Annotated in this window: 22 protein-coding genes; 8 read left to right on the top strand and 14 right to left on the bottom strand. The window is 71.7% G+C overall.

Going from position 1 to position 20,942, the window contains the following annotated elements; all coding sequences use genetic code 11:
- Positions 1-10: 10 nt before the first annotated feature.
- The gene (gene rsgA, locus BMH31_RS05590) at positions 11-1,093 is read right to left on the bottom strand and encodes a ribosome small subunit-dependent GTPase A (protein WP_099723702.1); all 1,083 of its coding nucleotides are present in this window, start codon (positions 1,091-1,093) and stop codon (positions 11-13) included.
- A complete protein-coding gene (aroA, locus tag BMH31_RS05585) occupies positions 1,090-2,574 on the bottom strand; it encodes a 3-phosphoshikimate 1-carboxyvinyltransferase (protein WP_099723703.1) in 1,485 nt (494 codons plus the stop codon). Before aroA ends, rsgA begins: the two co-directional genes overlap by 4 nt.
- A 112-nt stretch (positions 2,575-2,686) precedes the next feature.
- Between aroA and BMH31_RS05580 the strand changes: the two genes are divergently transcribed.
- Both BMH31_RS05580 and BMH31_RS05575 read left to right on the top strand, forming a co-directional pair.
- A complete protein-coding gene (locus tag BMH31_RS05580) occupies positions 2,687-3,442 on the top strand; it encodes a sigma-70 family RNA polymerase sigma factor (protein WP_241898159.1) in 756 nt (251 codons plus the stop codon).
- On the top strand, positions 3,439-3,681 hold the full coding sequence (locus tag BMH31_RS05575) for a zf-HC2 domain-containing protein (protein WP_046455260.1): 243 nt from the start codon (positions 3,439-3,441) through the stop codon (positions 3,679-3,681). Before BMH31_RS05580 ends, BMH31_RS05575 begins: the two co-directional genes overlap by 4 nt.
- A gap of 63 nt (positions 3,682-3,744) precedes the next feature.
- On the opposite strand, the gene BMH31_RS05570 is transcribed toward BMH31_RS05575, so the two are convergent.
- The 9 genes from BMH31_RS05570 to BMH31_RS05530 form a co-directional block, all read right to left on the bottom strand.
- Complete coding sequence (locus tag BMH31_RS05570; protein ID WP_099723704.1) at positions 3,745-4,551, bottom strand: ATP-binding cassette domain-containing protein; 807 nt, start codon at positions 4,549-4,551, stop codon at positions 3,745-3,747.
- On the bottom strand, positions 4,548-5,330 hold the full coding sequence (locus tag BMH31_RS05565) for an ATP-binding cassette domain-containing protein (protein ID WP_241898158.1): 783 nt from the start codon (positions 5,328-5,330) through the stop codon (positions 4,548-4,550). The genes BMH31_RS05570 and BMH31_RS05565 overlap by 4 nt, the downstream gene beginning before the upstream one ends.
- Complete coding sequence (locus BMH31_RS05560; RefSeq protein ID WP_199068421.1) at positions 5,327-6,199, bottom strand: ABC transporter permease; 873 nt, start codon at positions 6,197-6,199, stop codon at positions 5,327-5,329. Before BMH31_RS05560 ends, BMH31_RS05565 begins: the two co-directional genes overlap by 4 nt.
- On the bottom strand, positions 6,196-7,149 hold the full coding sequence (locus BMH31_RS05555; protein ID WP_099723705.1) for an ABC transporter permease: 954 nt from the start codon (positions 7,147-7,149) through the stop codon (positions 6,196-6,198). The genes BMH31_RS05560 and BMH31_RS05555 overlap by 4 nt, the downstream gene beginning before the upstream one ends.
- Positions 7,146-8,681 carry an ABC transporter substrate-binding protein gene (locus BMH31_RS05550; protein ID WP_099723706.1) on the bottom strand — a complete coding sequence of 512 codons (1,536 nt, stop codon included), beginning with the start codon at positions 8,679-8,681 and terminating at the stop codon, positions 7,146-7,148. The genes BMH31_RS05555 and BMH31_RS05550 overlap by 4 nt, the downstream gene beginning before the upstream one ends.
- Before the next feature lie 205 nt (positions 8,682-8,886).
- Positions 8,887-9,849, bottom strand: a complete 963-nt coding sequence (locus BMH31_RS05545) for an alpha/beta hydrolase (protein ID WP_241898157.1) — start codon at positions 9,847-9,849, stop codon at positions 8,887-8,889.
- 48 nt (positions 9,850-9,897) lie between these two features.
- The gene (locus BMH31_RS05540) at positions 9,898-10,248 is read right to left on the bottom strand and encodes a Fe-S oxidoreductase (RefSeq protein WP_241898156.1); all 351 of its coding nucleotides are present in this window, start codon (positions 10,246-10,248) and stop codon (positions 9,898-9,900) included.
- Positions 10,245-11,141, bottom strand: coding sequence for an arginase family protein (locus BMH31_RS05535; protein WP_099723707.1), 897 nt, complete (start codon positions 11,139-11,141; stop codon positions 10,245-10,247). The genes BMH31_RS05540 and BMH31_RS05535 overlap by 4 nt, the downstream gene beginning before the upstream one ends.
- Before the next feature lie 163 nt (positions 11,142-11,304).
- Positions 11,305-12,150 carry a DUF3097 domain-containing protein gene (locus BMH31_RS05530; RefSeq protein WP_099723708.1) on the bottom strand — a complete coding sequence of 282 codons (846 nt, stop codon included), beginning with the start codon at positions 12,148-12,150 and terminating at the stop codon, positions 11,305-11,307.
- Positions 12,151-12,265: 115 nt separating this feature from the next.
- Here BMH31_RS05530 and BMH31_RS05525 point away from each other — a divergent pair, with 115 nt between their 5' ends.
- Both BMH31_RS05525 and BMH31_RS05520 read left to right on the top strand, forming a co-directional pair.
- A complete protein-coding gene (locus BMH31_RS05525; RefSeq protein WP_241898155.1) occupies positions 12,266-13,594 on the top strand; it encodes an MFS transporter in 1,329 nt (442 codons plus the stop codon).
- 49 nt (positions 13,595-13,643) lie between these two features.
- Positions 13,644-14,789 carry an enoyl-CoA hydratase/isomerase family protein gene (locus BMH31_RS05520; RefSeq protein ID WP_099723709.1) on the top strand — a complete coding sequence of 382 codons (1,146 nt, stop codon included), beginning with the start codon at positions 13,644-13,646 and terminating at the stop codon, positions 14,787-14,789.
- Here the strand turns inward: BMH31_RS05520 and BMH31_RS05515 are convergent.
- Together BMH31_RS05515 and BMH31_RS05510 are read right to left on the bottom strand one after the other, a co-directional pair.
- Entirely contained in the window at positions 14,786-15,505 is a 720-nt protein-coding gene (locus BMH31_RS05515) for a helix-turn-helix domain-containing protein (protein ID WP_099723710.1), read from the bottom strand. The two genes, BMH31_RS05520 and BMH31_RS05515, sit on opposite strands and share 4 nt — an antisense overlap.
- Positions 15,502-16,905 carry an aromatic amino acid lyase gene (locus BMH31_RS05510; protein WP_099723711.1) on the bottom strand — a complete coding sequence of 468 codons (1,404 nt, stop codon included), beginning with the start codon at positions 16,903-16,905 and terminating at the stop codon, positions 15,502-15,504. Before BMH31_RS05510 ends, BMH31_RS05515 begins: the two co-directional genes overlap by 4 nt.
- 162 nt (positions 16,906-17,067) lie before the next feature.
- Between BMH31_RS05510 and BMH31_RS05505 the strand changes: the two genes are divergently transcribed.
- Genes BMH31_RS05505 through BMH31_RS05490 form a run of 4 tightly spaced genes read left to right on the top strand, consistent with a single transcriptional unit; the run spans position 17,068 to position 20,525 of the window.
- Complete coding sequence (locus BMH31_RS05505) at positions 17,068-18,171, top strand: ATP-binding cassette domain-containing protein (protein WP_241898154.1); 1,104 nt, start codon at positions 17,068-17,070, stop codon at positions 18,169-18,171.
- A complete protein-coding gene (locus BMH31_RS05500; RefSeq protein ID WP_241898153.1) occupies positions 18,168-18,815 on the top strand; it encodes an ABC transporter permease subunit in 648 nt (215 codons plus the stop codon). Before BMH31_RS05505 ends, BMH31_RS05500 begins: the two co-directional genes overlap by 4 nt.
- A complete protein-coding gene (locus tag BMH31_RS05495; RefSeq protein WP_099723712.1) occupies positions 18,812-19,558 on the top strand; it encodes an ABC transporter permease in 747 nt (248 codons plus the stop codon). The genes BMH31_RS05500 and BMH31_RS05495 overlap by 4 nt, the downstream gene beginning before the upstream one ends.
- 58 nt (positions 19,559-19,616) lie before the next feature.
- On the top strand, positions 19,617-20,525 hold the full coding sequence (locus tag BMH31_RS05490) for an ABC transporter substrate-binding protein (protein ID WP_099723713.1): 909 nt from the start codon (positions 19,617-19,619) through the stop codon (positions 20,523-20,525).
- 51 nt (positions 20,526-20,576) lie between these two features.
- Here BMH31_RS05490 and BMH31_RS05485 read toward each other — a convergent pair whose 3' ends face one another.
- Complete coding sequence (locus tag BMH31_RS05485) at positions 20,577-20,930, bottom strand: VOC family protein (RefSeq protein WP_099723714.1); 354 nt, start codon at positions 20,928-20,930, stop codon at positions 20,577-20,579.
- Positions 20,931-20,942: the final 12 nt, after the last annotated feature.

Here is a 20,942-nt window from a genome sequence, read left to right as displayed (position 1 = left end):
GCCGTCCAGCCTAGTGAAGCAGGCGTCGCAGCGACTCGACGCGGCCGGCGCCCGTCGCGTCGAGCCGACCGTCGGCGATCGCGGCGTCGAGCTCGCAGTCCGGCGCATCTTCGAGGTGGGTGCAGCCGCGCGGGCACTCGTCGAGCAGCGGCGCCAGGTCGGTGAATCCGCGCAGGATCCCCTCGCTCGTGACGTGGCCCAGACCGAAAGAGCGCACTCCGGGGGTGTCGATGACCCAGCCGGAATCTCCGTCCGCGGCGCCCGGTGTGCGGGCGCGCAGCGCGACGGACGACGACGAGGTGTGGCGGCCGCGCCCGGTCACTGCGTTCACGTGCCCGGTCGCGCGCTCGGCCTCGGGCACGAGCGCGTTGATGAGGGTCGACTTGCCGACGCCGGAGTGGCCGACGAACACGGTGGTCTTGCCGGCGAGCGCCTCTCGGATCCGCGCGAGCACGCCGCCGGGGGAGTCGTCCTCCCAGTCGCCGGGCTGCGAGCGGAACACCGGCACTTCGAGCGCGGCGAAGTTCGCGAGGAACGGCTCGGGATCGGCGAGGTCGGTCTTCGTGATGCAGATGAGGGGCGAGATGCCCGCGTCGTAGGCGGCGACCAGGTAGCGGTCGACGAGACGGACGCGGGGCTCGGGGTTCGCGGCCGCGACGACGATCAGCATCTGGTCCGCGTTCGCGACCATGACGCGCTCGACGCGGTCGCTGTCGTCGGCGCTGCGGCGGAGCAGCGTGCGGCGGTCCTCGATGCCGACGATGCGGGCGAGGGATCCCTCGGCCCCGCTCGTATCGCCGACGAGCTGCGCCCGGTCGCCGATCACGATCGGGGTGTTGCGCAGCTCGCGGGCGCGGGCGGCGGTGATCTCGCGCTCGTCGGGGTCATCCGGGTCGGCGTCCGCAGCGATGAGCGCCGCGTAGCGGCCGCGATCCACGCCCGTGACCATGCCGATCACCGCGTCGGAGTGCTCGGGGCGCCGCTTGGTGCGCGGCCGGTTCGCCTTGGGATTCGGCCGCTGCCGGACCGCGTGGTCGGCGTACTCGCCGTAGGGGACGTCGTCGTCATCGTCGTCGGGGATCAGCCAGCTCATGCGCGCCCGAAGCCGCCGAGCAGGCCGGAGAGGATGTCGGCAGCCGCGGTCAGGCCGTTGCCGGCGACGTCGGCGCCGTCGAGCTTCTCGTCAGAGGTTCCGCTGCCGAGCATGCGCTCCCAGAGCTGCGTGAACTGCGGCAGCGTCTTCGACGTGGAGTCGATGTCGTCGACCTGCACGCCCGGCACGAGGATCCCGATCAGGGCTCCGGTGGTGGCCATGCGGTGGTCGGCGTAGGCGTGCCAGAGGCCGGCCTGCAGCGCGGCCGGGCGCACGACGATGCCGTCCTCGAGCTCGTCGGCATCGCCGCCGAGCCCGCGGATCTCGGCGACGAGCGCCGCGATGCGGTCGGTCTCGTGGTGCCGGATGTGGCCGATGCCGGTGATGGTGCTGGGTTCGCCGGGGGTGCCGTCGGGGCGGGGCATCGCCGCGAGCGCCGCGAGACCGACGAGGGTCGGGGCGAGCTCCCCGGCCTCGGGGACGTGCAGCTCGACGCCGCGCAGGACACCGTCGCCCGAGACGGTGAGCCGATCGCCGTCGAGCGAGACCTCGCCTCCGAACGCGGGCAGGAGTTCGCGCAGCTGGTCGCCGACCTGCGTGGTCAATGCGGGCCAGCCGGGCACGGTCACCCGGCCGCCGACCGCGAGCGCCGCCGCGAGGAACGGGGCGGCGTTCGAGAGGTCGGGCTCGATCTCGACTTCGTGCGCGGCGATGGGCCCGGGGGCGACCCGCCACTCGCCGGAGGCGGGGGAATCAGCCTCGACGCCGCGAGCCCGCAGCACGTCGAGGGTCATCTCGATGTGCGGCACGCTCGGCAGACGGTCGCCGGTGTGCACCACGTGCACGCCCTCGTCGAAGCGGGCCGCCGAGAGCAGCAGACCCGAGACGAACTGGCTCGACAGCGAGGCGTCGAGCTCGACCCGTCCGCCGCGCAGCGATCCGGTGCCGTGCACCGTGAAGGGCAGCGCGCCGCGGCCGTCGTCGGCGATGTCGGCGCCGAGCGCGCGCAGCGCGTCGAGCACCGGGCGCATGGGGCGCTTGCGGGCGTAAGGGTCGCCGTCGAAGGCGGTGGGCCCGAGCGCGAGCGCGGCGACGGGCGGGACGAAGCGCATCACCGTGCCGGCGAGACCGCAGTCGATGCTCGTGGATCCGGACAGCTCGGTCGCGGGGGCGATGCGGAGGTCGTCGTCGCGGCCGTCGCTGCGCGGCTCGGCCGCGATACCGGTGCCGAGCGAGCGGAGCGCCTCGGTCATGAGCTCGGCGTCGCGCGAGCGGAGCGGAGCCCGCAGCACACCCGGTCCGTCGGCGAGCGCCGACAGGATCAGTTCGCGGCCGGTGAGCGACTTGGAACCCGGCAGGGGCACGACCGCGTCGAGCGTCCCTTCGGGCACGGGTGCCTCCCACGCGACGGCAGCGTCGTCGTCGACCTCGCCGATGCCGGTCGGGTCGTCATTGCCTCGGGAATGTTTTGCGATGAACATCGGTTACTCACTCTACCGGCGCAACCCCGCGATCCGGTGGGATCGCCCTCCGGGGCCGCCGAGACGGCGGAGTCGAGGGCGGCCGCGGAACCCGTTCGAGAGGAAGGCCGCAGTGAGCTCGATCGCAGTGCACGAGGCGCCGACGCTCCGCATGCCGCGCTTCGGATCCGCGGTCGGGACCGGTCGTGCCGCGGTGCGGCGCGCGGCCCGCGCAGCCCGCGACCAGCGCGTCCGCGTAGGATCGGAGACTGTGACCCCCACCGAGACGACCGCGAACGAGCTGGAGCAGCGCTTCACGCGAGACGCACTCCCGTACCTCGACCAGCTGTACGGCGCGGCGATGAAGATGACCCGCAATCCGGCGGACGCCCAGGACCTGGTCCAGGAGACCTTCCTGAAGGCTTTCCAGGCGTTCCACACGTTCACCGAGGGCACGAACCTCAAGGCGTGGCTGTACCGGATCATGACCAACAGCTACATCAACACCTACCGCAAGCGTCAGCGTCAGCCGCTGATGGGCGCGGTCGAGGACCTCGAGGATTGGCAGATGGGCGGCGCCGAGTCGACCACCGCCGCTTCTTCACGTTCGGCCGAGGCGGAGGCGATCGACCGCACGCCCTCGACGGTGGTGACCGAGGCGCTGAACGCGCTTCCCGAAGACTTCCGAATGGTCGTGTACCTCGCCGACGTCGAGGGATTCGCGTACCAGGAGATCGCGGACATCATGGAGACCCCGATCGGCACGGTCATGAGCCGGCTGCACCGGGGTCGTGCGCGGCTGCGTCAGTCGCTGGGCAGCTACGCGCGCGAACAGGGGATCGGCGGCGCCGAGGCCCCCGAGCAGACGGCGGGAGGTGAACGACGATGAGCGGATGCGATTGCCAGACCGCGCGCGACAACCTCGAGGAGCTGCTGCGCGGCGAACTGAGCGAGGGTGCCTGCGGCCCGATCCGCGAGCACCTGGCGAACTGCCCGGACTGCCGCGATGAGCAGCAGGTCTTCGAGCACCTCACGATCGCGGTGAAGCGGGCCTGCGAAGAGGAAGCGCCGCCGAGCCTGCGCGACGCCGTGCTGCGCGGGCTGCGCGAGCTCGACCAGCACGCCTAGGCAGCTGACTCGGCAGCACCGAGGTGCCGGCCCGGCCGGCGCGTCGCCGCTGCGGCAGCCTCGTCAGCGTCCGCTCCAAGTGCCCGGAGGCAGCATGGGACGCGACGCGACGAGTTCGCGGGTATAGGGCTCGCGCGGATCCTCGAGGATCCGCGCGACCGGCCCCGATTCCACGATCCGGCCGCGCCGCATCACGACGACCCGGTCCGCGATGGTCGGCACGATCGCGAGATCGTGCGTGACCGTGAGCATCGTGAGCCCGAGGTCCCGCCGCAGCTCGGCGAGCAGCTCGAGGATCCTGCGACGCACCAGCACGTCGAGCGCGCTCACCGGCTCGTCCCCGACGAGCAGTTCGGGGTCGTGCACCAGGGCCCGCGCGATGGCGATGCGCTGGCGCTGGCCGCCCGAGAATTCGCGCGGGAGGCGCTGCGCCGTGTCCGCGGGCAGCCCGAGCCGGTCGAGGATCGCGTCGACGCGGGTTGCGGCGTCCGCGGTCTCGCCGATCGCCTCGAGCGGCTCGGCGACGGTCTGCCCGATCGTGCGTCTCGGATTGAACGAGGCGTAGGGATCCTGGAAGACGAGGCCGGTGCGGCGCCGCAGCCAGAGCATCCGGTCGCGCGGGTCCGCCACGACGGGGCGCCCGTCGAACCGTACCGTGCCCGCGTCCAGGTGCCCGAGTCCGAGGAGCGCGCGCAGCAGTGTCGACTTCCCCGAGCCGGACTCGCCCACGATCGCGACGCTCTCTCCCGTCTCGATGCGCAGTTCGACCCCGTCGAGCGCCGCGACGCTGCCCGCGCGCTCGAACAGTCGCCGGGGCGGGGTGCGGAAGCGGGTGACGAGGCCCTCGGCTTCGACGAGCGCTGCGGTCATGCGCGGCTCCCGTCGGGCAGCGCCTCGATGAGCGCGCGGGTGACCCGGTGCTCGGGTGCGGCGAGGATCCGGTCCACGGGACCGTGCTCGACCACGAGCCCGTCGTCGAGCACGACGACCCGGTCGGCGACGGAGGCGAGCACTGCGAGATCGTGCGTGATGAAGACGAGCGAGCAGGCGTCGCCTTCGGTCACGGCCCGGAACAGCTCCAGGATCCCGCGCTGCACCGTAACGTCGAGCGCCGTGGTCGGTTCGTCCGCGAGCAGCAGCCCGGGCCCCGCCGACAGCGCCGCGGCGATGGCGGCGCGCTGCCGTTGACCGCCCGACACCTCGTGCGGGTAGGCGCGCACGATGCGCTCGGGGTCGTCGAGCCCGACGCGACGGGCGAGCCGCAGCGCGGCATCGCGTCGCTCGGTGCGATCCAGGTCGTAGTGCTGCGCGAGGGCCTCGGTCATCTGCCGTCCGAGGCGCCGCACCGGGTTGAGCGCGGTCCCCGGCTCCTGGAACACCATCCCGATCAGATCGCCGCGGATCTCGGACAGTGCCCGATCCGATGCTCCGACGAGCTCCCGCTCGCCGAGCCGGACCGACCCGCTCGTCTCGGCGTCGTCGGGGAGGAGCCCGGCGATCGCCAGGGCGGTCAGGGTCTTGCCCGATCCCGAGCCGCCGATCAGGCCGAGCCGGTCGCCGGGAGCGAGTGCGAACGAGACGCCGCGCAGCAGTTCCGTTCCTCGGATCGCGACGCGCAGATCCGAGACGACGAGCGGCAGAGCGGTCACGGGTGGACCTCCGATCCGGGGACGGGACGGCTGCCAGGACTGCGGCGCTCGACACCGGGGTCGAGGGCATCGCGCAGGGCGTCGCCCAGCAGATAGCAGGCGAGCGCGACCGAGGTGATCGCGAGTCCCGGCCACAGCGCGGCGAGGGGGTGCACCTGGATCACACGCTGCGCCTCCGCGAGCATGAGGCCCCAGGACGGCACCTCGGGCGGAGCCCCGAAACCCAGGTAGCTGAGGCTCGCCTCGGCGAGCACCGACAGCCCCATGGCGAGCGAGAGCTGCACGAGGAGCACCGGTCGGACACCGGGCAGCAGGTGCCGGCGCAGGATCGTCGCCCGCGGGAGGCCGACCGCGCGGGCCGCGAGGACGTAGTCGAGCTCGGAGACCTGCCGGAACTCGGAGCGAAGTACCCGGCCGATGCCGACGCCGAACGCGACGCCCAGCGCCGCGATCACGATGGGGATCCCGCTGCCGAACACCGCCGCGAGCATCATGGCGAGGAGCACGGTGGGGAACGCCACCAGCACGTCGATCGCGACCGCGACCGTCTCGCGCAGGCGGCGCGGACCGAGGCCGCCGAGCAGCGCGAGTGCGAGCCCGATGACCGCGGCGAGGGCGCCGGTGCCGAGCAGCACGGCCACCGTCACGCGCGTCCCGGCCATGAGCCGCGCCGCGACGTCGCGGCCGCTGCCGTCGGTGCCGAGCGGGTGTGCGGGCGAGGGGTCGAGCCACAGCCGCTGCGCGCTCGCCGCATTCGGATCCGCGGGCAGCCACGCGAGGCTCAGCAGCGCGACGAGCACGAGCACGGCGAGGATCGCCGCGGCGGCGACGCCGCCCGGCGCGAGTCGTTTCGGGGCTCGAGCGCTCACGATGCGGTGCTCCGGAGCCGGGGGTCGATCGCCCGGTGGATCACGTCGACGAGCGCTCCGATCAGCAGGATGACCCCCGTGAGCACGAGCAGGGTGCTCTGCACCTTCGGCAGGTCGCGATTCCCGACATCGCCGACGAGCATGCGCCCCAGCCCGGGCAGCGAGAACAGCTGCTCGACCACGACGGCGCCGACGATCAGCGCCGCGATCTGCAGGCCGAGCACCGAGACGATCGAGAGACCGACTCCGGGAAGGCCGTGCTCGAGCAGCGCGCGCGGGCGCGTCAGCCCCTGCGCTCGGGCGGTGCGCACATGGTCGGCATCGAGGGCGGTCAAGGTGGCGCTCCGCACGAACCGGAACAGCACGGCGCCCTCGACGAGACCGATGGTGAGTGCGGGCAGCACGAGGGCGCGCAGCGCGCGGAGCGGATCCTGCCAGCCGTCGCGGGGGAATCCCTGCGCGGGGAGCCAGCCCAGCCAGCCGGCGCCGACGAGGATCGCGAGCAGACCGATCGCGACCGTCGGCACCGCCGCGGTGAGCAGCGCGCCCGCCGAGATCGCCCGGCTCGACGCCCGGCCGCTGCGGTACGCCGCGAAGACCCCGGTCGGCACCGCGACGACCAGCAGTACGAGCAGCGACATCAGGGTGAGCGGGATCGTCACCTGCGCCTTCTGCGCGAGCTCCGCCGCGACGGGGGTGCCGGTCAGCGCGGACGTGCCGAGGTCGCCGGTGAAGAAGCCGCCGATCCAGTCGAGGTACTGGACCGCGACGGGGCGATCCAGTCCGAGCTGCTCGCGCAGTTCGGCGAGCCGGGCGGGTGAGGCCTGGACGCCGCCGATCACCTGCGCGACGTCGCCGGGCAGCAACCGGAGCGTCGCGAAGACGAGCAGACTCGCCGCGATCCACGCGATGACGAGCAGCCCGAGGCGCGTCAGGACGAAACGGGTCACCCGTGAATACTGACACCTTCGAGGTTCAGACGCGAGTTGGTGTTCGCACGGGGAAATCCGGTGACCTTCGTGCTGATCACGTTGGTCGGGGTGTAGTTGTAGAGCCACTTCGCGGGAGCGTCGGCGGCGACCTGCTTCTCGGCGGCCGAGAGCAGCTCGTTCGCGGTCGTGGGATCCGTCGCGCGCAGCGACTCGGCGTAGAGCCGCTGCACCTTCGCACTGTCGTAGCCGAAGTAGTACCCGGGGTTCGCGTAGTTGCCGAAGTCCCGGGCCTCCGCGTGGTCGACGTAGCTGAGCTGGTAGTCGTGGTTCGTGTACACCTGCTCGAGCCAGGTCGCGAACTCGACGCGCTTGACCTTCACGCTCACCCCGACGTCGGCGAGCTGGGTCGAGATGAGGTCGATCGTCGACTGGTCGTAGAAGTTCGGTGCGGTGAGGGTCAGGCTGAGGTTCTGCTGCCCGGCGTCGGCGAGGAGCTTCCGCGCGGCCGCGGGATCGTACGCGTTGACCGCGCTGAGGTCCTGGTAGCCGGGCTCGAGCCGAGTGATCGGTCCGCCGATCTGCTTGCCGTCGCCGTGCTGGGTCGCGATGAGGGCCTTCGTGTCGATGGCGCGGCTCAACGCCTCGCGCACGCGCAGGTCGTTCAACGGTGGCTTCGCCGAGTTGAACGCGAGCGTGAAGACATCGGTGCCGTCGGCGCGCTCGAGGCGGAAGTCGTGGTTGCCGTCGAACTCGGAGCGCAGCGAGGGCAGCAGAGCGGCGTGCACGTCGAGGTCGCCCTCCTTGAGCGCGCTCACGGCGGCCCGGCCGTCGGGGATGAAGCGGAACACGACCGTCTTGAGGCTCGCGGCGTCGCCCCAGTAGTCGTCGTTGCGCACGAGGGTGAGGCTGTCGCCCTGCTTCCACTGCTCGAAGCGGAAGGGGCCGGTACCGTTCGCGGAATTGCTGAGCCGGTTCTTGGCCTTGGCCTCGAGGACCAGACCGGGGCGGTTCGCGAGCAGCCACAGCAGCTGGCTGTTCGGTTCCGCGAGCACGACGCGGACGGAGTGCGCGTCGGGCGCGGTGACGGTCGCGGCGCCGCCGACGACCTCGGGAGTCAGCGCGGCGGTGAGCGAGGCGACGGCGTCCTGCGCCGTCAGCTTCGCGCCGTCGTGGAACACGACCCCCTCGCGCAGCGCGAAATCGTAGGTCCGGCCGTCGGACGACACCTCGGGCATCCGCTCGGCGAGCACGGGGACGATCTGGTCGACGGTGCCGGGCTTCAGCCCGACGAGGCCCTGATAGACGTTGTCGATGAGGATCTGGTCGAGGGCGACGCCCGCGGTGCTGCGGATATCGAGGTTCTGCGGCTCGTTCACCAGGCCGATCGAGATCTCCTCCTTCGCGGCGGAGGCGGTGCTCGACACCGAGAGGGCGATCGCGGTCGCGACGATCGCGACGACCAGCACGATGCCGCCGATGACGAACGGCATCTTGGACCGTTTGCGCTTGCGGTACGCGGGTGCCGGTGCGTCGATGACGGGAACGGTCACGGGGTCTCCCAGGGTCGTGCGGGGCCGGGACGGCGGCCGCGGTTCGGTGTCTCACTGCTGTGAGCGTGCGCGCGGCGGTGCACGGACGTCGATAGGAGAGGCTACGCTCCGGCAAGCGCGACCCGAGCGTTCGAGCCAGGGTTGTTAACCTCTTGTGATCAGTCGGTAGATACGATTTTGGTTCGAATCCGTGTCGCGGGGCGGCTCAGGCCGAGCCGATGAGCTCCTCGAGCGCCGACGCGAGTTCCCGCGGCGCGGCCTCGTGCAGGTTGTGCGGTCCCGTGATCGTGCGCACGGGCGAACCCGGCAGGCGATCCCGCCACTCGTCGGCCAGCCGGGCATCGACCATCCCGGCATCCGCGCGGATCAGGGCGACCGGGAGCCCCGCAGCGTGCAGCGCCTCCAGCGGCAGCCAGAGCCGGGCCAGCGAGGACTCGGCGCCGGCACCCGCGGGATCCGGACCGTCCGTGGGCTCCGGCCCGCCCGTGGCGAGACCGTCGAGGTGCGCCAGGTGGTGCGTCCACTCCCAACGGCCGTCGGGCCTTCGGCGTGTGTTCAGCGCGATACCGCGGGCGAGCGACTCCCGACTCGACCCGATGCCGAACGCGATCGCACGATCGATGATCTCCTCGTGGTCGGCGTAGCTGCGCTGCCCCGTGATGAACTCGGTCACTGAACCGGCGTCCCGAGCGGGGACCACCCCGGGGGTGATGTCGACGAGGACGAGCGCACGGGTGCGGCCGGCCCGCGCGGAGGCGGTCAGGATCGCCGTGAGACCGCCGAGCGAGTGGCCGACGAGCGCCGTCGTTTTGGGGGCGAGGGCGTCGAGCGCGCGGGCGACGTCGGGCGCGAGCAGGTCCGGTCGGTAGTCGGCGTCCTCCCGCCAGCCGCTGCGTCCGTGCCCCGGCAGGTCGATCGCCAGCGCCGGACGGCCGAGCGCCAGCAGCGTCGGATCGAAGCCGTGCGCGTTCAGGCCGGCGCCGTGCAGCAGCACCAGCTCGGGCGCACGGTCCGGCTCGAACGAGAGCCCGCTGAGCCGGCGGCCCTGCGACACCGGCGCATCGACCCGCCGTACCTCCGGCAGCGGCGCGTCGCGGGACACCCGCGCAGCGTCGCCCGCCAGGAAGCGGAACTCGTCGTCGATCGGGGACTCCGGCATCGTTCGCATGCGCAGGAGTCTAGGGGGAATCGCGGGACGGAGACCGCGGCTCCGAAACTAGCGGTAGCCGCCGTCTTCGAGGCCGGCCTCGATCTCGAACCGGTTGCGCAGCGGATCGCGTCCGGCGAGGAAGTAGAGGAACGGCATGGCGAGCCCGTACCGGCGCCACTGCTCCTGGTGCACGCGCTCGTGCTTCAGCACCCGTGGGCCGTCGTTGCGGTCGGTCAGGTAGCAGCCGCCGACGCAGCTCCCGCCGCGACCGAAGGTCCACTTCGGCATGCCGCGGAACACCCAGAGGCCGTCGACGCGTTCGATCCGCCCCGTGCTCCAGAGCGCGCCCCACGCGAAGCCGACGGCGGTGGCGTAGGCGTATCCGAAGCGGGCCAGGGGGAGCGGGCGCCGGATCACGCGCCGTCGTTCCGGCTGCGCGCCGTCAGCGCCGCGAGCACGCGCAGCACGGTCGGGAGATCCTCGTCCGCCGCGGCCCGGTCGGCCGGCGCGAACTCGCACACCGCAGCGCCCGCGAGCGAGACGGTCTCGGTCGCGGCGCGGATCGCCGCGGTGAGCTGCGCGACGCTGAGGCCGAAGGGGACCGGGGCGTGCACCGCGGCGAACTCCGAGGGGTCGAGCACATCGAGGTCGACGTGGACGTAGACGTGGGAGACCCCGTGGTCGCGCACGAGATCCTCGAGCCGGTCGCGCACGGCGGCCGCGAGGGGTGCGGGATCGGGCTCGGCATCGACCGTCGCGTCGAAGACGTGGCCGATACGGTGCAGCTCGCGCCGCTCCAGCTCGATGTCCTCCTCGTCGTCGATCGCGCGCGAACCCACCAGCGTCACGTGGGTCGCCCCCACGGGATTCGGGAACGCGAGGTCGTCGATGCCGTCGCCGAGCGCGTGCCGCAGCGCCATTCCCGAGACCGCGCCCGACGGCGAGGTGCTCGGGTGCTGCAGGTCGGGGTGCGCGTCGAACCAGAGCACGGCGACGCGTTCGGCGCTGTGCCGCTCCACGACGCGTTCGAGCCCGGGAAGGGTCGAGGCGCAGTCGCCGCCGAGCGTGATCGCGGGCCCCTCGAGTTCGCGCAGGATCTCGAGCGCCGAGGCGCGAGCGCGGAGCAGGCTGCTCAGGCGGGCGGCCGGGGTGCCGAGCGCGTCGCCGGCCTCGAGCGGCACCGGGACTTCGCGCCTGGCCGACTCGGGCAGGTCCTCCTTGATCGCGGCGGCCCCGTCGATCAGCTGCATCGCGCGCGACGACGGCGACCCCTGCCACTGCGGCATCACCAGGAACACGGGTCCGGTCATCGCGGTCCCTCCGACTCTGTGCACTTCATGCGCCCGGTTCGAGCGCCCATGCCCCAATGGTACGCCCGGAGCGCTCCGCCGATGCGGCCGGCGGACCCGCCGTTCGCGGCGCTCGCAGCGCGTTCCCAGTGCGCGCTGCGCGTGCTCAGCGGGCTGCGCGTGCTCAGTGCGCGTCGTGCCCGATCGTCACGAAGTCGATGAGCTGCTCGACCCGGCCGACGAGCGCGGGATCCAGGTCGCGGAAACTGCGGACGCGCCCGCGGATCCGCGACCAGGCCTCGGCGATGTCCGCCGGCTCGTCGCCCGGCCAGCCGAGCGCACGGCAGATGCCGGTCTTCCACTCGATGCTGCGGGGGATCTCGGGCCACCTGGAGAGGCCGACGCGCTCGGGCTTCACCGCGGCCCAGATGTCGACGAACGGGTGGCCGACGATCAGCACGTGCGCGCCGTGCGGGCCGCGCTCGATCGCCTGCGCGATGCGCGATTCCTTGCTGCCCGCGACGAGGTGGTCGAGCAGCACGCCCGCGCGCCGGTCGGGGCCCGGCCCGAAGTCACGCAGCACGTCGTCCAGGTTGTCGGCGCCCTGCAGCAGCTCGACGACGACGCCCTCGACCCGCAGGTCGTCGCCCCAGACCTGCTCGACGAGTTCGGCATCGTGCTTGCCCTCGACGAAGATCCGGCTCGGCATGGCCACCTTCGCCCGTTCCTGGGCGACCGCGAACGAACCCGAGGCGGTGCGTCGCCGCGCCGCCTGCTTCTGCGGCAGCAGGAGCGAGACCGGTTTGCCGTCGATGAGGAAGGCGTCGTTCAGCGGGAAGGATCGGACCTTGCCGCGGAAGTCCTCGAGCTGCACGAGGCCCTCGCGCACACCCACCACGGCGCCGCACCACTCGGACTCGGTGTGCTCGACCACGAGCCCGCGCGCGAGTGTCACCGGGGTGCGCTGAACCGGGCCGCGCCGGGGCTTCATATCGGCGAGGACGTCGCGGTCGTAACGGTCGTCGAACATGCCTGCGAGCCTAGTGCGTCGCGGTGACATCGCCCGCGGGCATGCCCGGACGCGGGCGCGATCCTGCAGCCGGAGCTCCCGATCCACCGTGGAGCCCCCGTGATAGCGTGCACGAGTGAGCGACGCAGACGAACCCGGCAGCAGATCGAGCCGGAAGCTGCGGAGTCTGCTCGTCGACATCACGCCGCTGCGCGAGAGCCCCGCGTTCGCCAGGCTCTGGATCGGTACGTCCGTCGCCCAGATCGGCGCCCAGGTGACCATCGTCGCAGTCGGGCTGCACGTCTACGCGCTGACCCACTCGACGCTCGCCGTCTCCATGGTCGCCGTCTGGGCGCTCGGCCCCATGATCCTCGCGGGGCTGTTCGGCGGCGCCCTCGCCGACCGCTACGACCGGCGGCTCGTCGCGCTCGTCACCGCGATCATCGCCTGGATCTGCATCGGCGCGCTCACCACGATCGCGTTCCTCGACGTCGAGACCCTGTGGCTCTACTACGCGCTCGCGGCGGGCAACGCGGCCGCCGCGACGATCATGGGCGCCGCGCGCGGCGCGATCCTGCCGAAGCTCCTGCCGAACCACCTGCTGCCGGCCGCCGCCGCGCTCGGCGGGATCACCATGGGCCTCGCGGTCACCGTCGGTCCGGCGGTCGCCGGCATCACCGTCGCCGCGTGGGGGTACCCGTGGACATACCTGCTCGACGCGGTCCTGTTCACGGCCGCGTTCGTGGGGATCTTCGGTCTGCCGCAGCTCCGCCCCGACGTCGCGGTCACCGGATTCGGCCTGTCCTCGGTCGCGGACAGCCTGCGGTTCCTGCGACGCGCACCGAACATCCGCGCGACCTTCGTGTTCGACCTCGTCGCGATGATCTTCGGCACGCCGCGCGTCGTCTATCCGGCCGCCGGTGCCGTACTGCTGGGCGGGGGATCGGTGACGGTGGGCGCGCTCACCGCGTCCTTCGCCGTCGGAGCTCTGCTCAGCGGACTGCTCTCGGGGCCGCTCGGCCAGGTGCGCCGTCAGGGCCGCGCGGTCACGCTCGCGATCCTCGCGTTCGGAGCGAGCACCGCGCTCTTCGGCGTCGTGCTCCTGGTCACCACGATCACGCACGGCACCGAGCCGGGGCGCGGGCCCATCGTGCCGGCGATCGTCCTCGGCGGGATCGCGCTCGCGGGAGCCGGGGCGAGCGACAACGTCAGCGCGGTGTTCCGCACCACGATCCTGCAGGCCGCCGCACCGGACGAGGTGCGCGGGCGCATGCAGGGCCTCTTCTCGGTGGTCGTCGCGGGGGGCCCACGGGTCGGCGATCTGGTCGCGGGCCTCATCGCGACCGCCCTCGCGCTCTGGGCGCCTGCCCTGGTCGGCGGGCTCGTGATCATGGCCATCATGCTGGCCTTCCTGCGCGTGTACCGTGGGTTCCAGCAGTACGACGCGGTGCATCCGACTCCCTGACCGGGATCGCGGAGCGCCGGATCAGCATCGAGCCCCGAAGGGATCGCACGTGACCGAAGACCTCCGTACCGGGGCCGAACCGCCCGTGATCGTCCGGCACGACGGCGCCCTGCTGCGCATCACGCTGAACCGACCGCGGGCGATCAATGCGCTGACCCGTCGCATGGCCGAACTGGTGCGCGATGCGATTCGAGGGGCGGCGGAGACACCCGGTATCGCAGCGATCTGGCTCGACGGCGCCGGCGAGCGCGGGTTCTGCGGCGGCGGCGACGTGAAGGCGATGTCGAGCGACGGGCTCGCCGGTGCGCTCGCGTTCCTCGCGGCCGAGTATCGGGCGGATCTTTCGACCGCGCGATCCGAGCTGCCGGTGATCGGGGTCATGGACGGGATCACGATGGGCGGCGGGATCGGCCTGACGGGGCACAGCGCGCTGCGGATCGTGACCGAGCGCAGCCGGCTGGCGATGCCCGAGACGCGGATCGGGATCGTGCCGGACGTCGGCGGGCACCTCCTGCTGGCGCGGGCACCGGGACGCCTGGGCGAGATGCTCGCGATCTCGTCGGGATCGATGGGCGCGGGGGACGCGCTGATGCTGGGCTTCGCCGATCATTTCGTGCCGAGCGACCGGCTTGCCGACCTCGCCGGGAGGGTCGCCGCGGGTGACGATCCCGAGAGCGCCGCCCGGGCGATCGCCGCTGAGAGCCTCGACGGCTCGACCGGGGCCGCGCCCGTCGTCGAGACCCCCGTGCTCGACGCGCGGGTCTGGTTCGATCCGATCGCCGATGCCGCTCTGGGGCAAGCGGATCGCGCGGGCGCCGACGGCGTGCTCGCGGACCCCGTGGGCGCCGCGGAGCGGCTCGTGCGCGGCCTCGAGACCTCGGAGCATCCGCGGGCCCGTGCGCTGGGGGACCAGGTGCGCGAGCTCTGCCCGACCTCCGTCGCGGTGACGCTGGCCCAGCTCGCGCGCACCCGCCGCGACGGGCTCGGCCTCGACGAGGTGCTGGCGGACGACTACCGCGTGCTCGGGCGACTGCTCGCGCGTCCCGACTTCACCGAGGGCGTGCGGGCGCAGCTCATCGACAAGGACGGCAGCCCGCGATGGGCCCCGGACTCGATCGAGGGGCTCGACCGCGCCGAGATCGCGCGCATCCTCGCCCCGCACGCGGACGGCGAGGAGCCGCTCGACCTCGATTAGGGATCGGACCGCAGCGCCGCAGTGAGTTCGATCGAGGCGTTCGCGACGAGAGGACCGAGCCCCGCGACGTGTTCGGAACCCATGCGGAAGCTGGGCCCGACGATGCTGATCGAGGCGACGATGTCACCTGCGGGATCGAGCACCGGAGCCGCGACGACCGTCGCATCGGGTGCGGACAGCGCTTCGAGCACGAGGAATCCGGAGCTCGGCGTCAGCCCGTCGAACACCGCCCCGACCGCCGAACCGTCCATCGGTGCGGTCCGTCCGGCCCAGCCGGAGAAACCGACGTGCCGGATCGGTTGGTCGCTCTGCACCTCGCGCAGGTAGATGCAGGTGCGTCCGGGGCCGCGGACCGCGAGATAGCTGGACTCTCCGCTGAGCTCGGTGAGCCGTTGCAGGACGTCGGCCGATCGCTCGAAGAGATGCTCGGCGGAGCTCGGCTCGGCGTCGAAGCGCGATCGGGCGAATCGATGCCCCGCCTCGTAGCCGCCGTCATCGGTCCGCGCGATGTACCCCCAGTGCTCGAGCGCGCGGAGCGACCGGAGCGTCGTGCTGGTCGGCAGGCCGCTCGCGCGGGCGAGATCGCTGAGCGGCTGGGGGCCGGAGTCGACGATGAGCGTGAGGAGTTCCAGCGCCCGATGCACCGCGCGGGGGCCGGCCCCGGAGTCGATCCCGTCGGCCCCTTCGGCGGAGGTCTCGGGGGTGCTCGGGGTCATCGGGACTCCTTCGTGCTCTGCGGCGGCTGCTCGAACCGAATCCTATCGAGCGCGTTCACGGCGTCGAGCAGTTCGACGCTCAGGTCGCGATCCTCGAGCCCTCCGTGCGCCGGTGGAAGCCCGGAGACGCCGTCGAACGCTCCGGGGAGCCTGCGGAGCGCGATCGTGAAGCAGGCGAGCATGATCCGATAGCTCCGGACAGCGCGATCCAGCCGGCGCACCGCCTGCGGGGTGAACGGCGCGTGCTCCTCGGCACCCAGCGAAAGGTGGATGCCGTGCCCGCCGTGCGCGCTCGCGAGATCCCGGATCTGCGCGAGAGCATCGGCTGCCGCGTACTCGAGCATCATCGCCCCAGTCGCATCGGCGCTGCCGTCGCCGAGGAATTCGGCTGCTCCCGTGTACCGGGGATCCATGAGGAGTCCGAGGCGGGCGAGCAGCAGGCTCGCGTCCTGGGCGAGCGCCCGGATCATGGTGCCGACGGCCAGCTCGATCTCGACGGTGTAGAAGTTGCCGGTGTGCGCGATCCGCTGCTCCTCGATGAAGACCCTCGGGTTCTCGTGAGCTCCGTTCACGTCCTGCAGGACCGCGTCACGGCAGCGCTCCCAGACGAGACGCAGCGCGCCGAGCGACTGCGGGAGCAGCCGCATGGAGAACGGGTCCTGCACGCGCGTGCCGGAACCGGATGCGGGCGGTGCGAGGCGTGACGCGGCTCTCCGAACCGGGGGCTGGCGATGCGCGAACGCCTCGGCGGCGAAGTGCTCGACCGTGGTCCCGAGCGCGCGGGCGGTCGCCGCCGCCAGCACCGTCGCGGCGTCGAGGGTGCGATCGAGGTCGTCGAGGGTGAGCGTCGCATCTGCGAGGGTGAGTGCGCTGCTGCTCATGAACGGAAGGCCGTCGGAAGGCGCGAAACCGCCGTCCGCCCCGTCGCCGGTGAGCTGCAGCGCGGTCGAAGCGAGGGCCCCGAGATCGCCCGTGCCCAGCGCCCCGCCGAAACGGACCCGGGGGAGTCGGCCCGGTTCGCTCGCTCGGATCAGGGCTTCGGCCAGGGCCGGGCTCACGCCGGAACCTCCCCGTGCGATCTGGTGGGCACGGACGAGGAGCATCGCCCGGACTCTCGTCGAGTCGACCTCTCCGCCGAACTGCAGCGCGTGACTGCGCCAGAGGCGGAGGCACGAATCGCGGGTGCGCTCGACCGGGACGGAGCGCCGGGCACCCACCCCGGTGGAGAGCCCGTAGACGGGACGCGTGGCGGCGAGGCGAAGCAGGGTCTCGTGCGCATCGGCGATGGTTCGAACCCCCGCCGGGGAGTACGCGATCCGGCCTCGGCCTCGGGCGAAGCTCACGATGTCGTCGATGGTGATCGGGCGGTCGCCGAGGAGCAGTGGCTGCGCGTCGTTCATGGGGCTCCTTCCGAGCGGCGCGCCTCTGCGCCGGGGCCGTGCGGGTCTTGACAGGTGCGATGTTCCTCGTGTTTCATTGTATGAACATCTTAAATTTCATTCTATGGCAAAGGAGCGCGGGATGGAACGGCGAATCGAAGACGAACGCCAGGCGGCGGCGCGATGAGCAACATGATCGAATTCCGGGACATCGAGAAGCGCTACCCCGACGGCACCGTCGCGGTCCGCTCGCTCTCGCTCGACGTCGCCGAAGGCCAGACCACCGTGTTCGTCGGCCCGAGCGGCTGCGGCAAGACGACCAGCCTGCGCATGATCAACCGCATGATCGAACCGACCGCGGGCCGCATCAGCATCGGCGGAATCGACGCGGCCGCGCTCGCGAAAGCCGAGCTCCGGCGCGGCATCGGCTACGTCATTCAGAACGCCGGCCTGTTCCCGCACCGCACGGTCGTGCAGAACATCGCGACCGTACCCCGCCTGAACGGCGTTCCCGCATCGAAGGCCCGCGACCGTGCCATGCAGCTGCTCGAACTGGTCGGCCTCCCGCCGGAATTCGCGGGCCGGTACCCCTCGCAGCTCTCGGGCGGCCAGCAGCAGCGCGTCGGCGTCGCGCGGGCGCTCGCCGCAGAGCCCCGGGTGATCCTCATGGACGAGCCGTTCTCGGCCCTCGATCCGGTGGTGCGCGCCGAACTGCAGGAGGAGTTCTCACGGCTCGGACCCGAACTCGGCACCACGATCGTGTTCGTGACCCACGACATCGACGAGGCGATCCGTCTCGGCGACCGCATCGCGGTGTTCGAACCGGGCGGCGTGCTCGCGCAGTACGCGGCGCCCGAAGAACTGCTGGAGACGCCGGCGAGCGAGTTCGTGGCGCAGTTCGTCGGACGCGATCGCGGATACCGGGCGCTCTCCTTCGAGAACTTCGACGCCGAGGCCTTCGATGCGCTGGGCCCGCTCGACGTCGTCGTGGTCGGCGAGCGCGAAACCGGATTGGCCGGACGCTGGAGCGGACTCGTTGACGCCGCCGGCGCCTTCCTCGGCTGGATCGATGACGGTCGCGGCGACGAAGCGTCGATCCGCTCCCGGGCGGGTGCCGTGCGGCCGGGCGACAATATGCGCAGCGCGATGGACGCGGTCCTGACGAGCCCGAGCGGGCGCGCGGCGGTCCTGGGCGCTGGCGACCGGGTGCTGGGGACGATCGGCCTGGCGGAACTCGCTGCGGCCGGCGTCGGCGCGCAGCGCGGCGGAGCCGGAGCACGACCGTGATCGATTGGCTCATCGACAACGGCTCCCGGGTGCTCGGCCTCGCCGGGCTCCACGTGGTGCTCGCGCTCGCCTCCACCCTGCTCGGCCTGCTCGTCGCGCTGCTCGCGGGCATGCTCGTGGCTCGGGCGCCGCGTGTCTCCGGACCGGCGCTCGCCATCAGCGGGATCCTGTTCACGATCCCGTCGCTGACGCTCTTCATCTTCATCCCGATCCTCTTCGGTACCCGGATCCTCGACCCGGTGAACATCGTGATCGCCCTCTCGGTCTATGCGTTCGCGCTGATCTTCGGCGGTGTGGTCGAAGCCTTGAGGGCGGTGCCGGTGGAGACGCGGCAGGCTGCGGAGGCCATGGGGATCGGCCGGTTCCGCATGCTGTTCACGGTCGAGCTCCCGCTCGCGATCCCCGTGATCGGTGCGACGCTCCGCGTCGCCGCGGTATCGAACGTCAGCCTGGTCTCGGTCGGGGCGCTGATCGGGGTCGGCGGGCTCGGCGATCTCTTCACCGAGGGGTTCCAGCGCAACTACCTCGTGCCGATCGTCTGGGGGATCCTGCTGAGCGTGCTTCTCGCCCTCATCGTCGATCTCTGCATCGTGTGGGGCGAGCGGGCCGCCACGCCCTGGATCCGAGCGGGGGAACGACGATGATCTTCCAACAGATACTGGCATTCTTCTCGGACCCGACCAATTGGTCAGGACCCGACGGGATCCCGGTGCGCGTCGGCGAGCACCTGCTCTACACCCTCGTCGTCATCGCGATCGCGGCGGCCATCGCGCTGCCGGCCGGTGCGATCATCGGGCACACCCGCAGGGGATCCTGGATCGTCATCAACATCGCGAATGCGTCGCGCGCGCTGCCGACCCTCGGCCTCCTGACGCTGATGGTGCTGCTGCTCGGGCTCGGCTTCGCGCCGGCCGCGATCGTGCTCGTCATCCTCGCGATCCCATCGATCCTCACTGCGGCCTATGCCGGTGTGAAGGGCGTCGACCCCGGAGTCGTGGACGCGGCACGCGGGATCGGGATGCCCGAGTGGCGGATCCTGCTCGGCGTCGAGCTGCCGATCGCCGCGAAGGTGATCCTCGGCGGATTCCGTTCGGCTGTGCTCCAGGTCATCGCCACCGCGACCGTCGCGGCGTACATCGCACTCGGTGGCCTCGGGCGATTCCTGCTCGACGGTCTGGCGCTGCGCGACTACGGCCAGATGGCCGCCGGCGCGATCCTCGTCGCGCTGCTCGCGCTCGTCGCGGACGGGATCTTCGCGATCGCCGGTCGATTCGTCGGCCGGCATCAGCGGCGCACGATGCCTCGGCGGCCGCTGCGGCAGGCGGCCGCTGCGGACGAGACGACGACCCGGGTGATCCGCGTCGGGGGCGCGGACGGGGACGCGTGAAGCAGTGCCTGCACGAACAGACCGAACGACCGCTCATGCGGCGAAGAAAGGGAAAGCGATGAAGAAACGACACCTCATCCTCGCGGCGGGAGCAGCGGCGCTCCTGGCGCTCAGCGGATGCGCGAGCGGTGACTCGCTCGGCGGGTCCGGCGGTTCGGGCGGTTCGAAGGACTCGAACTCCATCACCGTCGGCTCGGCGAACTTCTCGGAGAACGTGCTGCTGGCCAATATCTACGCGGAGGCGCTCTCGGACGCCGGTTTCACCACGACGGTGAAGCCGAACATCGGCAGCCGCGAGGTCGTGATCCCGGCGCTGAAGGACGGATCGATCGACCTGGTTCCCGAGTACAGCGGTGCGCTGCTGTCGTATCTGGAGCCGAAGTCGCAGGTGTTCTCTTCGGAGGACGTCACGGCAGCGCTGAAGAAGGCACTGCCGAAGGACCTGGCCATGCTCACAGCGTCCCCGGCCGAGGACAAGGACACGCTCGTCGTGACGAAGGCCACCGCCGACAAGCACGGGCTCACCGCCATCGGCGACCTGAAGCCGATCGCGAGCGGAATGGTGCTCGGCGGGCCGCCCGAGAACAAGGATCGCCGTGCGGGGGTGACCGGTTTGAAGGAGCTCTACGGGCTCGGGTTCACGGAGTTCAAGGCGGTGGATCTCGGCGGTCCGCTGACCATCGCGGGCCTCAAGAACGGCGACCTCGACGTGGCGTTCATGTTCACCACGCAGTCGGCGATCGCGGAGAACGGCTTCGTCGCTCTCGAGGATCCCGAGCACATGGCGCTCGCCGAGAACATCGTGCCGGTGCTGCGCGCCGACCGCACGGATCCCCAGATCGAGAAGGCCCTTGACCGGGTCTCGGCAGCGCTCACCACTGAGAAGCTGATCGAGATGAACGCCAAGATCGAGATCGAGAAGCAGGACCCGCAGAAGGTCGCGCGAGCGTTCGTCGATTCCCTCTAGTCGGATCCCGGGGTCGTGCCGATGATCGGCACGACCCCGGAGACGGGCCGCCTAGTGCGGGTCGCCGATGCAGAACTCGTTGCCGTCGATGTCGGCGAAGGTGTCCCACTGGAACCCGGCCTCACCGCGGGTGCCGAGGTGCTCGGCGCCCGCCGCGACGTAAGCCGCGATGATCTCGTCGCGGCTCGCGGTGCCGCGGTCGAAGTCGAGGTGCAGGCGGTTCTTGCCCGGTGTCGGGTCTTCGACCAGCTGGAAGCCGAGCGCCACTGCGACCTCCGGGGCCCGCACGACGCAGAAGTAGCCCTCGTGGTCCTGCACGATCTCGCCGCCGAGGCGTTCGGCCCACCACGCGGCCAGTTCACGCGGCCTGCCGGTGTCGAGGGTCACCATGCCGAGAGAGGTCATCTTCGTGCTCCG

This window comes from Leucobacter sp. OLIS6 (assembly GCF_002752355.1).
GTDB lineage: Bacteria > Actinomycetota > Actinomycetes > Actinomycetales > Microbacteriaceae > Leucobacter.
The sequence above is the reverse complement of the archived record's forward strand: the minus strand, read 5'-3'. Positions and strand labels throughout refer to the sequence as shown.